General features: G+C 65.6%; 11 protein-coding genes. 7 read left to right on the top strand and 4 right to left on the bottom strand.

All coding sequences use genetic code 11. The features are described 5' to 3' along the window. Positions 1-29 precede the first annotated feature (29 nt). The gene (locus M1D55_RS24555; protein WP_006576861.1) at positions 30-791 is read right to left on the bottom strand and encodes an SDR family oxidoreductase; all 762 of its coding nucleotides are present in this window, start codon (positions 789-791) and stop codon (positions 30-32) included. A gap of 243 nt (positions 792-1,034) precedes the next feature. Here M1D55_RS24555 and M1D55_RS24550 point away from each other — a divergent pair, with 243 nt between their 5' ends. Further along, positions 1,035-2,030: a GlxA family transcriptional regulator gene (locus M1D55_RS24550; RefSeq protein WP_023264427.1), complete on the top strand. Its 996-nt coding sequence runs from the start codon at positions 1,035-1,037 to the stop codon at positions 2,028-2,030. Next, positions 2,027-2,563: a dihydrofolate reductase family protein gene (locus tag M1D55_RS24545; protein ID WP_456282049.1), complete on the top strand. Its 537-nt coding sequence runs from the start codon at positions 2,027-2,029 to the stop codon at positions 2,561-2,563. The genes M1D55_RS24550 and M1D55_RS24545 overlap by 4 nt, the downstream gene beginning before the upstream one ends. Positions 2,564-2,655: 92 nt before the next feature. On the opposite strand, the gene gyrB is transcribed toward M1D55_RS24545, so the two are convergent. The 3 genes from gyrB to dnaA form a co-directional block, all read right to left on the bottom strand. Then, positions 2,656-5,181: a DNA topoisomerase (ATP-hydrolyzing) subunit B gene (gene gyrB / locus M1D55_RS24540; RefSeq protein WP_006579264.1), complete on the bottom strand. Its 2,526-nt coding sequence runs from the start codon at positions 5,179-5,181 to the stop codon at positions 2,656-2,658. 224 nt (positions 5,182-5,405) lie between these two features. Then, positions 5,406-6,521, bottom strand: coding sequence for a DNA polymerase III subunit beta (gene dnaN / locus M1D55_RS24535; RefSeq protein ID WP_023264426.1), 1,116 nt, complete (start codon positions 6,519-6,521; stop codon positions 5,406-5,408). 322 nt (positions 6,522-6,843) lie between these two features. Continuing rightward, a complete protein-coding gene (dnaA, locus tag M1D55_RS24530) occupies positions 6,844-8,553 on the bottom strand; it encodes a chromosomal replication initiator protein DnaA (protein WP_232206850.1) in 1,710 nt (569 codons plus the stop codon). A gap of 807 nt (positions 8,554-9,360) precedes the next feature. On the opposite strand from dnaA, the gene rpmH reads away from it, so the two are divergent. The 5 genes from rpmH (at position 9,361) to M1D55_RS24505 (ending at position 13,139) form a co-directional block, all read left to right on the top strand. Continuing rightward, positions 9,361-9,495 (top strand): 50S ribosomal protein L34, encoded by a 135-nt coding sequence (gene rpmH / locus M1D55_RS24525; RefSeq protein WP_006578231.1) that lies wholly within the window; start codon positions 9,361-9,363, stop codon positions 9,493-9,495. Positions 9,496-9,660: 165 nt separating this feature from the next. Then, positions 9,661-10,074: a ribonuclease P protein component gene (gene rnpA / locus M1D55_RS24520; protein ID WP_156526473.1), complete on the top strand. Its 414-nt coding sequence runs from the start codon at positions 9,661-9,663 to the stop codon at positions 10,072-10,074. Between the two features lie 14 nt (positions 10,075-10,088). Continuing rightward, positions 10,089-10,349, top strand: coding sequence for a membrane protein insertion efficiency factor YidD (gene yidD / locus M1D55_RS24515; RefSeq protein WP_006578233.1), 261 nt, complete (start codon positions 10,089-10,091; stop codon positions 10,347-10,349). 20 nt (positions 10,350-10,369) lie between these two features. Further along, on the top strand, positions 10,370-12,031 hold the full coding sequence (gene yidC, locus M1D55_RS24510; protein ID WP_064574841.1) for a membrane protein insertase YidC: 1,662 nt from the start codon (positions 10,370-10,372) through the stop codon (positions 12,029-12,031). A 175-nt stretch (positions 12,032-12,206) separates the two neighbouring features. Further along, complete coding sequence (locus M1D55_RS24505) at positions 12,207-13,139, top strand: CHAD domain-containing protein (protein ID WP_456282048.1); 933 nt, start codon at positions 12,207-12,209, stop codon at positions 13,137-13,139. Positions 13,140-13,157 lie beyond the last annotated feature (18 nt).

Here is a 13,157-nt window from a genome sequence, read left to right as displayed (position 1 = left end):
GAGCCCGGCCGTCGAACTGGCACGCGACCTCAACCCACGGGAATCGGCGTGGCCGCGATGCTCTCGTTGAAGCCATTGACGAAGGCATGCTCGCCCGCGCCGGGGTTGTCGCGCAACGGGCGTGCCGCTTCGACCAGCACTTCCTCGGCATCGGTGGCCAGCGCTGCCATGGTTTGTTCGATGAAGGCGTCCAGCGGCATCGCGCGCGGGTCGTCGCTCTTGTGGATCAGGTCGGTGTTGACCCAGGGCGGGGCGATTTCCTGCACGCGTACCGAGGTGTGGCGCAACATGAAACGCTGCGACAGCGCGTACGAATGCAGCGCCGCCTTGGTGGCCGAGTAGACCGCGGTGTTGGCGAGCGGCACATAGGCCAGCACCGACGTGTTGTGGATCACCACCGAGCGCGGCTGGCGCTTCAGGTGTTCGATCAGCGCCGAGGTCATGCGGATCGGGCCGAGCAGGTTGGTGGTCACGGTGGCCTGCATCGTCGCTTCGTCGATCGCCGCGTCGGCCTGATCGAAGGGCATGATGCCGGCATTGTTGATCAGCACATTTAGTCTCGGAAAGCGCGCGGTCAGTTCGGCTGCCGCCTTCGCGACACTGCCCGCGTCGGCGATATCGAGCTCGATCGCGGCCATGCCCGGGTTTGCCTGGGTCACCTCGTCGAGAAGAGGCTTGCGGCGGCCGCCGATGATGACCTGGTTGCCGAGCCTGTGAAACGCCTCGGCAAGGCCGCGGCCGATGCCCGAGGTACCGCCGGTGATGAAGATCGTGTTGTCGGTGAGTTGCATACGAGGTCCTGTTTCGTCATGGATGAGCAGCAGGCTCGCGCTGGATTCCCGTGAGCTTGCGGTGCCGTCGGCGTGTCGAGTGCGATGCCGTCAGGAGCCATTCTGGGCGAAGCCCGTGGTGGCTCAAATGACCAAAAACCCACGATAAGGGACATCTGGAAGATGGGCGGAGGGCCGACGAAAGGCGGGCCGGCCGCTACAATGGCCGGCATCGAATCGGCAGAACCCTCCAAAGAGGACATCATGAGCGCACGCATTGCCCTGGTCGTCTATCCCGGCTTCCAGATCCTCGACATGGCGGCGCTGACGGTCTTCGAGCTGGCGAACGAGCTGTCGCCGCAACCGCGCTACGAGATTGCGGTGGTATCCGCAGACGGCGGCATGGTGGCCGGATCGTCGCGCGTCAAGATCGAGACGCAAGCGATTGGCAGGCGGCGCTACGACACCTTGCTGGTTGCCGGTACCACGACGCAGGCGCCCACCGAGCCCGCACTGATCGCGCAGTTGCGGCGAGCGGCGCCGCGCGCCAGGCGCATCGCCAGCATCTGCACCGGCGCCTTCATCGTGGCCGAAGCGGGCCTGCTCGACGGACGCCGGGCGACGACGCACTGGGCCCTCGCGCGCGAGCTGCAGCAGCGCTTTCCCGCGGTACAAGTGGATGAGGACAAGATCTTCGTCAACGACGGACCGGTCTGGACCTCGGCGGGCATGACGGCCTGCATCGATCTGGCGTTGGCCCTGGTGATGGCCGACCTCGGCGATGCGCTGGCCAAATCGATCTCGCGGATGATGGTGGTCCACTACCGCCGCACGGGCGGGCAGTCGCAGTTCTCCACGCTGTCCGCGCTCGAACCGAAGTCGGACCGCGTCCGGCTTGCCCTCGACTTCGCGCGCGAGCATCTGCACGAGCCGCTATCTGTCGAACAGCTGGCCGAGCACGTGCACTGGAGCAAGCGGCATTTCAGCCGGGCATTCCAGGCGCAGACGGGCATGTCGCCCGCCAAGGCGATCGAGAAGCTGCGGCTCGAGGCGGCCCATGCGCTGATCGAGGCAGGCGAAACGTCGATCGGGAGAGTCGCATCGCAAACGGGATTCGGCGATGAGGAGCGGATGCGGCGCGCCTTCCTGCGCTCGCTCGGCAGGCCGCCGCAGGCGCTGGTACGGGAAGCGCGGGCGCGGCACCTTGGCGAACGGACTTCGCGGACAATACAGTCCCGACACATGGAGGCAATTCAATGATCACCGCACACGTCTTCATCGCCACCAGCCTCGATGGCTTTATCGCGCGCCGCGATGGGGACATCGACTGGCTTCTGCAGCGCGACGATCCGAGGGAGGACCATGGCTATACGGATTTCATCGCGGACAAGGATTGGATCGTGATGGGACGCGGCAGCTATGAAAAGGTGCAGACCTTCGACCCGTGGCCCTACGACCGGCCGGTGCTGGTGCTGTCGAAACAGCTGGCCGGTACGCCGGTGCCCGAGGCGCTGAAGGGCAAGGTCCGCTTCGCCGATCAAACGCCGAAGGAAGCGATGGCGGCACTGGCGCGCGAGAACGTGCGCCGCGTCTATGTCGACGGCGGTCAGCTGGTGCAGTCGTTCCTGCGCGAGGGCCTGATCGCGGACATGGTGATCACCACGGTGCCGGTGCTGATCGGCGCGGGAAGGCCGTTGTTTGGCGAACTGCCGCACGACATCGATCTTGCGCTGGTATCGAGCCGCAGCTTTCCTTCGGGGCTGGTGCAGTCGACGTATCGGGTGGTGTCTTGAATTGATCGAACGAGCATAAAAAACGCCCGGCCGCAGAGCGGTCGGGCGTCTCGCCTCGTTGGAGCGGGCTGCCGTGCTACGGCGCCGCGCGATCAAACATCGATATTGCGCGCCACCAGTGCATTCGACTCGATGAAGTTGCGGCGCGGCTCGACCTCGTCGCCCATCAGCGTCGTGAAGATCTGGTCGGCGGCGATCGCGTCCTCGATCTGCACCTTCAGCAGGCGGCGCTGCGTGACATCCAGCGTCGTTTCGAACAGCTGCTCGGGGTTCATCTCGCCCAGACCCTTGTAGCGCTGACGGGACACGCCGCGTTCGGCTTCCGACAGCAGCCACTGCATCGCGCCGTGGAAGTCGTTGACGGTCTGCTCGCGCAGCTTTTCGCCCTCGCCACGGCGGACCTTGGTGCCGACCGGGATCAGGCCCTGGAAGGTCTTGGCGGCGAGTGCCAGCGCGGCGTAGTCGGCGCCGTGGACGAAGTCGGAATCGATGTGCGACAGCCGCACGTTGCCGTGATGGCGGCGGGCCACCATCAGGCGGTGCTTCTCGTTCTTCTCGTCGAACTGCGCGTAGACGTCGGCGGTGCCATCGTCATTGACCGCGGCGCCATTCAGGCGCTTGGCATGCATTTCCGACAGCTTGGCCTTCAGCGCGCGGGCCGAGGCTTCGGCGGCTTCGGCCGAGTCGAGGTTCAGTTCGACGCCGTCGGCGATCGCGCGCAGCGCGTCGCTGTCGACCACGCGCGACAGGCGGCCGATCACCGCCTCGGCGAGCTGGTACTGGCGCGCCAGTTCGGTCAGCGCGTCGCCGGCGATCTCGCTGCCATCGGGGCGCAGCAGGCTGGCCTTCTCCATCGCCAGGCGCAGCATGTACGCGTTCAGCTCGTTGTCGTCCTTGATATAGCGCTCGTCCTTGCCGTGCTTGACCTTGTACAGCGGCGGCTGCGCGATATAGACATAGCCGCGCTCGATGATGTCGGGCATCTGCCGGTAGAAGAACGTCAGCAGCAGCGTGCGGATGTGCGAGCCGTCGACGTCCGCATCGGTCATGATGATGATGCGGTGGTAACGCAGCTTCTCGAGGTTGTAGTCGTCCTTGCCGATGCCGGTGCCCAGCGCGGTGATCAGCGTCAGCACTTCCTGGCTCGACAGCATCTTGTCGAAGCGCGCGCGCTCGACGTTCAGGATCTTGCCCTTGAGCGGCAGGATCGCCTGGAACTTGCGGTCGCGGCCCTGCTTGGCGGAGCCGCCTGCGGAGTCGCCCTCGACCAGGAACAGTTCGGACAGCGCCGGATCGCGTTCCTGGCAGTCGGCGAGCTTGCCGGGCAGGCCCATGCCGTCGAACGCGCCCTTGCGGCGCGTCATTTCACGGGCCTTGCGCGCGGCTTCACGCGCGCGGGCGGCGTCGACGATCTTGCCGCAGATGATCTTGGCGTCGTTCGGCGTTTCCAGCAGGAAGTCGCCCAGCGCCTTCGATACCAGTTCCTCGACCGGCAGCCGCACTTCCGACGACACCAGCTTGTCCTTGGTCTGCGAGCTGAACTTGGGCTCGGGCACCTTGACCGACAGCACGCAGGACAGGCCCTCGCGCATGTCGTCGCCGGTGGTCTCGACCTTGGCCTTCTTGGCGATCTCGTTTTCTTCGATGTACTTGTTGATGACGCGCGTCATCGCCGCGCGCAGGCCGGTCAGGTGGGTACCGCCATCGCGCTGCGGAATATTGTTGGTGAAGCAGAGCACCTGCTCGTTGAAGCCGTCATTCCACTGCATCGCCACTTCGACGGTAATGCCTTCCTTCTCCGCATTGGCGTAGAAGATATTCGGATGCAGCACCGACTTGGCGCGATTGATGTATTCGACGAAACCCTTGACGCCGCCGGAGAAGGCGAAATCCTCTTCCTTGCCGGTGCGCTGGTCGGTCAGGCGAATATGCACGCCGTTATTGAGGAACGACAGTTCGCGGATGCGCTTGGACAGGATCTCGTAATGGAATTCGACGTTCGTGAAGATTTCCTCGTCGGCGAGGAAGTGGACTTCGGTACCGCGCTTGTCGGTCGGACCGAGCACCTTCATCGGCGAGACTTCGACCGGCTGTCCGTCCGGGCCGTTGACCGTCTCCAGGATGCGGTTCTGCACCGCGCCCTGGGCGAACTCGATGAAATGCGCCTGGCCGTCGCGGCGCACCGTCAGGCGCAGCCATTTGGACAGCGCGTTGACGCAGGACACGCCGACGCCGTGCAGGCCGCCCGAGACCTTGTAGCTGTTCTGGTTGAACTTGCCGCCGGCGTGCAGCTCGGTCATCGCGATTTCCGCGGCGCTGCGCCGGGGCTCGTGCTTGTCGTCGAACTTGATGCCGTGCGGAATGCCACGGCCGTTGTCGATGATCGAGATCGAGTTGTCGGTGTGGATCGTGACCTGGATTTCCGTGCAGTAGCCGGCCAGCGCCTCGTCGATGGAGTTGTCCAGCACCTCGAACACGAGGTGATGCAGGCCGGTGCCATCCGAGGTGTCGCCGATATACATGCCCGGCCGCTTGCGTACCGCCTCCAGGCCTTCCAGGATCTGGATCGAGGAGGCGCCGTAGCTGTTTTCCTGTTGCGGGTTCTGCTGTTGGGTCATGTTTTCCTACTCACGGCAAATGCGGGGAGCGCGGCGCGCCGGGTCACGACGCGGCCATCGGCCCTCCGCATGGCGGTTACATAAAAACGGCAAAGGGGCGGATCGCCATGATCCTGCCCCTGCTACTGCGGGTCGGTCGCGCCGGTTGTTTGCCCGTTGCGAGCGCCGTAGCCTGCCGTTCGATGCTCCGGATTCTGCGTATCTTGCGATCCTTTACCGGAACATCAGATGCGCATCGGCATGACGACGTACTTGAAGTTGTCGTCTTCCGGCACGGTGATCAGCGCGCTCGAATTCGAGTCGCCGAGGCTGACCTGGACCTGCTCGCTCTTGAGGTTGCCCAGCACGTCGAGCAGATAGGTCACGTTGAAGCCGATATCGAGCGCATCGCCCGAATAGTCGAGTTCGAGCTCTTCCTGCGCCTCTTCCTGGTCGGCGTTGGTCGAGCTGATTTTCAGGGTGTGCGTATCGAGAATGCAGCGCACGCCCTTGAACTTGTCGGTGGTCAGGATCGCGGTGCGTTGCAGCGCCTGCTGCAGCTTGATGCGATCGATCGCGAAGGCGTTCTTGTAGCCCTTCGGAATCACGCGCTGGAAATCGGGGAACTTGCCTTCGACCAGCTTTGAGATCAGCTCGACATTGGCGAAGGTGAACTTGATCTGGTTCGCGGCCAGTTGCACCTGCACCGGATCGTCGTTGTCCTCGAGCAGGCGTTGCAGTTCCAGGATGGTCTTGCGCGGGATGATGACTTCCTGGCGGGCGCCGGCGCCCGCGGCTTCCTGTTCGAGCTCGACCGCGCAGTAGGCGAGGCGGTGGCCGTCGGTGGCGACCGCCATCAGCTTCTTGCCGTCGACCACCAGCAGCATGCCGTTCAGGTAGTAGCGGATGTCCTGCTGGGCCATCGCGAAATGCACCATCGCCAGCAGATGCTTGAAGGTCTTCTGCGGCAGCGTGACGCTGGCGTTGAATTCGGTGGCCTCGGCGACCGTCGGGAATTCCTCGGCGGCCAGCGTCTGCAGCGCGAAACGGCTCTTGCCCGATTGCACCGTCATCCGCTTGTCCGACAGCGACAGCGCGACATCGCCGTCCGGCATCGCCCGCAGGATGTCGAGCAGCTTGCGCGCGGCCACGGTGGTGGCCACGTCGTCGCTGCCGACGCCGCATTCGGCGTGCGTGGTGATCTGGATTTCGATATCGGTGGACAGGAAGGAGACGTTGGCGCCGGACTTGCGGATCAGCAGGTTGGCCAGGATCGGGAGGGTGTGGCGGCGCTCCACGATGCCGCTCACGATTTGCAGCGGACGCAGCAGATTGTCTCGCGAGGTTTTGACCAATTGCATTGAATATGTCCTTCGTCGTTTATAGTCAGCGTCCGCCGGGTGTTCTGGACAACTCCAAAATCACTTAGGAATCAAGGAGTTAATGTCGCATTTTACCTCGAAACGGGCGGCTCGGCAAAGCCGGACGATGTGTGGCTCGTCTGCATATTGTGCATGAAAAGCCACGATCCCCCAATATGTGACGGCGGCCCGGAAACCCTTGTCCCGCGCGGGTTTGCGGGTCCCCGCCGGCCTTTCGTTGGCCCCCCGGCAACGCGCGGCGCGCAGACCACAGTATGCCAGCCCGCCGGGCCCGTCCCGCAAAATCCCCGGCGCCGGGTTTTCAACCCTTCAGGGTCTGTTCCAGAACGTGCAGTTCGTGATTGAGCTGGGCGTCCTTGCTGCGCTCGTCGGCGATCTTGCGTACGGCGTGCAGCACGGTGGTGTGGTCGCGTCCGCCGAACAACTCGCCGATCTCGGGCAGGCTCTTCTGCGTCAATTCCTTGGCCAGATACATCGCGATCTGCCGCGGCCGCGCGATATTGGCAGGCCGCTTTTTGGAATACATATCGGCGACCTTGATGTTGTAGAAGTCGGCGCAGGTTTTCTGAATGTTTTCTACCGAAATCTGCCGGTTCTGTACGGTCAGCAGGTCCTTCAGCGCTTCGCGCGTGACCTCGATCGTGATGTCCTTGCCGTGGAAGTTAGAGAACGCCAGGATCTTGCGCAGCGCGCCTTCCAGCTCGCGGACGTTCGAGCGCAGGTGCTTGGCGACGAAGAAGGCCACTTCCTCGGGCACCGAAACGTTCTCCGCGGCGGCTTTCTTCATCAGGATCGCGACGCGCATCTCCAGCTCGGGCGGCTCGATGGCAACGGTCAGGCCGGAGTCGAAGCGCGAGATCAGCCGGTCGTCGATGCCGGTGATTTCCTTCGGATAGGTATCGCTGGTGATGATGACCTGGGCGCGATTGGCGATCAGCGCCTCGAACGCATAGAAGAATTCTTCCTGCGTGCGGTTCTTGCCCGAGAAGAACTGAATGTCGTCGATCAGCAACAGATCGAGCGAGTGGTAGTAGCGCTTGAACTCGTCGAACGCCTTGCGCTGATACGCCTTGACCACATCGGACACGTACTGCTCGGCGTGGATATAGCGGATCCGCGCGCGCGGGTTCTCCATCAGCATGAAGTTGCCGATCGCGTGGATCAGGTGGGTCTTGCCGAGGCCGACGCCGCCATACAGGTACAGCGGGTTGTATGACTTCCCCGGATTGTTGGCGACCTGGATCGCCGCCGCGCGCGCGAGCTGGTTCGCCTTGCCGGTGACGAAATTGTCGAAGGTCAGGATCGGGTTGAGCCGCGAGCGCTCATGGACCGTGTCCGCCGGCTGCTGGCCCGGCATCGGCTGCTGCGCGACGCGATACGAGCGGGCCGCGGCCTCGGCCGGGTCCAGTTGCGGCACGTCGACATCGACCACGTCGGCGCCGATCGCGTGGCCGCCGCCGGGGTAGGGGGCCGCTTGCGGGTTGCCCGTGCCGGCGCCAATGCCGCCGTGGATGGCGCCATACCCCGCCGGCGCGGCAACGCCGGCACCGGGTTGCTCCGGCGCGCCATACATCAGTGCGCCCGGACCGGGCGCCTGCCCGCCGTGCGCTGGCGGCTGGCCCATTGGCTGGCCGGCGCCATAGGCCGGCGCCAGATGGGCGGCCGGACCCACAGCGCCCGGGGCGGCCGGATCCTGGGCGGCACCGTACGCGCCGCCCGGATTGCCGGCGGCCGGATAGCCGTTCGCTGCCGCACGCCCCGACGCGGTAGGGTCGAGGACGAAGTGGACACTCACCTGCGCTTCCCAGTACTCGCAGGCGAGCGCGGTGATGCGCCCCGAGAACTGGCTCTTGACCCAGTCGAGCTTGAAGCGGTTGGGCGCGGCGATGCGCAGCGACAGGGCGTTCTCGTCGAACGCCACCGGCGCCAGCGGCTTGATCCAGGTTTTGAACTGTTGAGGCGTCAGTTCGCGCTCGAGTTGCGCGGCTGCCGCCTGCCAGAAATCTTGCATCGGTTGTTGTTGGGTAGTGCCACGGCCGCGTGTCGTCACGTCAGCAGTCTTCCGAGTCCCAATAAAAAAGGGCGCCGCTGTCTCCCGAGTGCCGGCATGACCGCTACCGCAGCTGGCTTGCCGGGTCCCCCGCCCGCCAAGCCGCCTAACCGTCATGTCCAGCACACCTCGGGTTGTGCGTGCGCCACGCAGGCCGTGTTGTGTTTGGACCGGGATTGTACCCCCCGGCCCAAGTTATCCACAAAGGATAAGTCTGTGGACAACTTGTGAAAATTCGGTGGATGACTGTGCACAACCTGCAACCTTGCAGCGCCGCATCGGGCACTTATAGAGGGCAATCGCTTGATTTGAAAGGGGATTTCCCTTCGCATCACGCGCAAAAAGCGTTGTTTAGGCCACTCGAAAATGTGCTTCGCACCACTGTGGACAAGAAATCGGCCGCGATTGCCTGTGCGTGCACCCGCACCGCGGCATCCTCCCACAGCCGCCTTGACAGGCGCGCGGAAAATCCGTTAAATGGCGGGTTCTGCGATGCGGCAGGGGATCTCGTATGCGCATCGCCGGGTCTGACCCGCTTCATAAGCGGCGGCGGACCTGAGCACGGGTCGCCCGCGCCAGCCGCGCGGTCATCCCGCCCAGCCTGCGTCGCGAAACCTGTATCGCGACACCCTAGGCCGGCGTCAGGTCAGCTTCAGGACAATCACAAGCGTCGGCAGTACCGCATCCGCGGCGGCCCCATGCGAACCATACGCCGCAGCCACGGCCCTTTCGCGGCCGGGCGTGCCCAGATCAACCAGAGAGTGCAACATGAAACGTACCTACCAACCTTCCGTTACCCGCCGCAAGCGTACCCATGGCTTCCGCGTGCGCATGAAGACCCGTGGCGGCCGCGCCGTGATCAACGCGCGCCGCGCCAAGGGCCGCAAGCGCCTGGCAGTCTAAGGGCCGGGTGACGGGACGGCGGCCCGCCTCGATGCAGCCGGCAAATGCCGGCGCATGATGGCGGTGCCCGGCGCGGTCGAGTCCCGGCCGACGCCCTTCGCCGTTGTCCCCTGTGCCTTGCCCCCAGGACGGCCCGGCAACGCGTGCCAGCCCAGTCTGACCAGCGTGCCGACCCATGCCTTCCCCAAAGCCGCGAGGCTCACAAAGACGGATGAGTTTTCATCCGTTTTTGCTTTGCGCCCGCGGCGCCGCAGCGCCCATTTCGTGCTTTATGTCCGCGCCAACGGCCAGCCGCAGGGGCGGCTGGGCATCGTGGTCGGCAAGAAGTTTGCGCCGCGCGCCGCCGAGCGTAATCTGGTGAAGCGCATGGTGCGGGAACTGTTCCGCCAGCGGCAGGACCAATTGGTCGGCCGCGACGTGTTGCTGCGATTGCAGGCCAAGTTCCCGCGCACCGAATTTCCCAGCCGCCGTGCAGTCCGGCTGGCCTGCCAGGCCGAACTGGCCGAGCTGATGGAAGTCGCCGCCCGGCCCCTGCCGTCCGCTCCGCCCGCTGCGCTCACCTCGCCTTCCGGCGCCTGATCGAGGGCACCGACATGAAGCCTATCCTGCTTGCCCTGCTGCGCTTCTACAAGATCGCGCTGAGTCCGTACCTGGGCTCGCAGTGCCGCTTCCTGCCGACCTGTTCCGACTACGCCCGCGAAGCCATCCTCGGTCATGGCGCCGCGCGCGGCAGCTGGCTGGCCGCCCGCCGGCTGTGCCGTTGTCATCCCTTCGCGCAAGGCGGGTATGATCCGGTGCCGCCTTCGCGCGACGCCGCCCGCCCGCCGGTCAGCGTCCGGCTGCCCAGACCCTGAATTCCCAGATACAGCGAGACATGGATATCAAACGCACCATCCTCTGGGTCATCTTCTCGATGTCCCTCGTGCTGCTCTACGACAATTGGCAGCGCGCCAACGGCCACGCCTCGATGTTCTTCCCGAGCGCCTCGCAACCCGCGGCCACCGGCACGCCGGCGAGCGCGCCGCAGGCCCGCAGCGACGTGCCGAAGGCGGTTGGCGGCGCGTCGCCGACCGGCGCCCCGGCGGCCGCGCCGCAGGCGCCGGCACCGGCCGGCGAGAAGATCGTCATCACGACCGACGTGGTCCGTGCGGAGATCGATACCGCAGGCGGCATCCTGTCTCGTCTCGAACTGCTGCGCCACAAGGACGAGGCCGGCAATCCGGTCGTGCTGTTCCAGCGCAGCGCCGCGCATACCTATATGGCGCGCTCGGGCCTGATCAACGGCGACCTGCCGAACCACACGACGGTGTTCACCGCCGCGCCGGGTGCGCGCGACCTGGGCAATGCCGGTTCGCTCGACGTCGTGCTGACCGCCGAGAAGGACGGCGTGCGCTTCGCCAAGACGTACCGCTTCCAGAAGGGCAGCTATGTCGTCGCGACGCGCTTCGACGTGACCAACAACCGTGCGCAGCCGGTGTCGCCGACGCTGTACATGGAACTGGCGCGCGACGGCAGCCATGTCGAGCAGTCGCAGTTCTACAGCACGTTCACCGGCCCGGCCGTCTACACGGACGCGGACAAGTACCACAAGATCAGCTTCGAAGACATCGCCAAGGGCAAGGTCACGATGCCCGGCCCGTCGGACAACGGCTGGGTTGCGATGGTGCAGCACTACTTCGCCTCGGCCTGGCTGCCGCAGACCGGCAAGCAGCACAGCTTCTACGTCGAGCAGATCGACCCGAACCTGTATCGCGTCGGCGTGCAGCAGCCGCTGGGCGAGATCGCGCCGGGTGCGACGGTATCGACCGACGCGCGCCTGTTCGCCGGTCCGCAGGAAGAGCACATGCTCGAGCAGATCGCCCCGGGCCTGGAGCTGGTCAAGGACTATGGCTGGCTGACGATCCTGGCCAAGCCGCTGTTCTGGCTGCTGGAGAAGCTGCACGGCATCCTGGGCAACTGGGGCTGGTCGATCATCGCGCTGACCGTGCTGATCAAGCTGGTGTTCTTCCCGCTGTCCGCGGCGAGCTACAAGTCGATGGGCAAGATGAAGGACCTGCAGCCGCGCATGACGTCGATCCGCGAGCGTTACAAGAACGACCCGCAGAAGATGAACCAGGAGATGATGGCGCTGTACCGCACCGAGAAGGTCAATCCGCTCGGCGGCTGCCTGCCGATCCTGATCCAGATTCCGGTGTTCATCGCGCTGTACTGGGTGCTGCTGTCGTCGGTCGAGATGCGCGGCGCGCCGTGGCTGGGCTGGATCAAGGACCTGTCGGTACCCGACCCGTTCTACATCCTGCCGATCGTGATGGCCGTATCGATGTTCGTGCAGACCAAGCTGAACCCGACGCCGCCGGACCCGATCCAGGCCAAGGTCATGATGATCATGCCGCTGGTGTTCTCGGTGATGTTCTTCTTCTTCCCGGCCGGCCTGGTGCTGTACTGGGTGGTCAACAACATCCTGTCGATCGCGCAGCAATGGCAGATCAACCGGATGCTGGGCAAGGGCAAGACTGCGGCGCCGGCCAAGGGCTGAGCCCGACCGGCACCGCGCCACGACAAGGCCCGACGCGAAAGCGTCGGGCTTTTTCTTTGGGCGGCTCCTGGACCCAAAGACGACCATGCGCCGCTTCAAGCGAGGCCGTTTCCTACACTGTAGCCAGGCGAATTGACAGCGGGCCGGCGCGAGTCACCGGCTCCAAATTGCCGACATGGGCACTCTGACACTGAAACGCCGGATGCGCGCGCTCGACGCCTTTGCCGCGCTGGCCGCCGCCGACCTGCAGCGGATCGCCAGCGCGCTGCGCGCGCTGGACCGGCGCGACCGCCCCGACGACCTGCATGCCCTGCGCGTGGCGGTCCGCCACCTGCGCGCGGTGCGCTGGGTCTTCGCGCCCGCGCTGCCGGGAACGGTGGCGGCGCGCTGGCGCATCGTGCTGCGCGACCTGATGCGCGCCACCGGCCCGGTGCGCGATTGGGATGTCTTTATCGCCGACACGCTGCAGCCCGCGCTGTCGCGCCAGCCGGGCGATCCGGTGCTGCTGGCGCTGCTCGACAGCGCACAGTCCAGGCGGGAGGCCGCGCGCGCGACGCTGATGGCGGTTCTGCACGCCCAGCGCAGCCAGACCTTGCCGGTGCTCGACGACGACCTGGCCGCACTGCGCCATCGCGCCGTCGACGGCATCCCGGGCAAGGCGAACGCGCCGCTGGGCCGGCTGGCGCGCCGACGCGTGCGCAAGGCGCGGCGCAGCGTCCGGGCGCTGAAGGCGCGCTGGCGCGAGCTCGGCACCGAGGCTGACATCACGCTTGCGCCTGCCGGCGACTTTCTGCATGCGCTGCGCGTCGCCGGCAAGCGGCTGCGCTACGCGATCGAGGCCGTCGGCCCGTTGCTGCCGGCGCGCTACACCGGCCGCGTCCATCGCAAGCTGGTCGCGCGCCAGGCCAGGCTCGGCGCGCAGACCGATGCCGCCAGCGCCCGTAGCCTGCTGTCCGCGCTGCTGTCCGGCCCCGGCGAGGAGCATCCGTTCCAATCTGCGGGGACGGCGGGGACGCCAATCGCCGCGGCAACGACTGCCACGACCGCGATGTCGCCGCCCCTGTCCTCATCGAAGACTGCCCAACTGGTGACGCCGGCGCCGCGTTGATCTGCGACAATACCGCCC

This window comes from Cupriavidus sp. JZ107 (genome assembly GCF_053903255.1).
Note: the sequence above shows the minus strand (reverse complement) of the source record. Positions and strands in the feature narration are given on the sequence as shown.

What these genes read in the sequence shown, in the direction of transcription:
- M1D55_RS24555 (WP_006576861.1), bottom strand. Translation starts at nt 791, where the DNA reads ATGCAACTCACCGACAACACGATCTTCATCACCGGCGGTACCTCGGGC.
- M1D55_RS24550 (WP_023264427.1), top strand. Translation starts at nt 1,035, where the DNA reads ATGAGCGCACGCATTGCCCTGGTCGTCTATCCCGGCTTCCAGATCCTC.
- M1D55_RS24545 (WP_456282049.1), top strand. Translation starts at nt 2,027, where the DNA reads ATGATCACCGCACACGTCTTCATCGCCACCAGCCTCGATGGCTTTATC.
- gyrB (WP_006579264.1), bottom strand. Translation starts at nt 5,181, where the DNA reads ATGACCCAACAGCAGAACCCGCAACAGGAAAACAGCTACGGCGCCTCC.
- dnaN (WP_023264426.1), bottom strand. Translation starts at nt 6,521, where the DNA reads ATGCAATTGGTCAAAACCTCGCGAGACAATCTGCTGCGTCCGCTGCAA.
- dnaA (WP_232206850.1), bottom strand. Translation starts at nt 8,553, where the DNA reads ATGCAAGATTTCTGGCAGGCGGCAGCCGCGCAACTCGAGCGCGAACTG.
- rpmH (WP_006578231.1), top strand. Translation starts at nt 9,361, where the DNA reads ATGAAACGTACCTACCAACCTTCCGTTACCCGCCGCAAGCGTACCCAT.
- yidD (WP_006578233.1), top strand. Translation starts at nt 10,089, where the DNA reads ATGAAGCCTATCCTGCTTGCCCTGCTGCGCTTCTACAAGATCGCGCTG.
- yidC (WP_064574841.1), top strand. Translation starts at nt 10,370, where the DNA reads ATGGATATCAAACGCACCATCCTCTGGGTCATCTTCTCGATGTCCCTC.
- M1D55_RS24505 (WP_456282048.1), top strand. Translation starts at nt 12,207, where the DNA reads ATGGGCACTCTGACACTGAAACGCCGGATGCGCGCGCTCGACGCCTTT.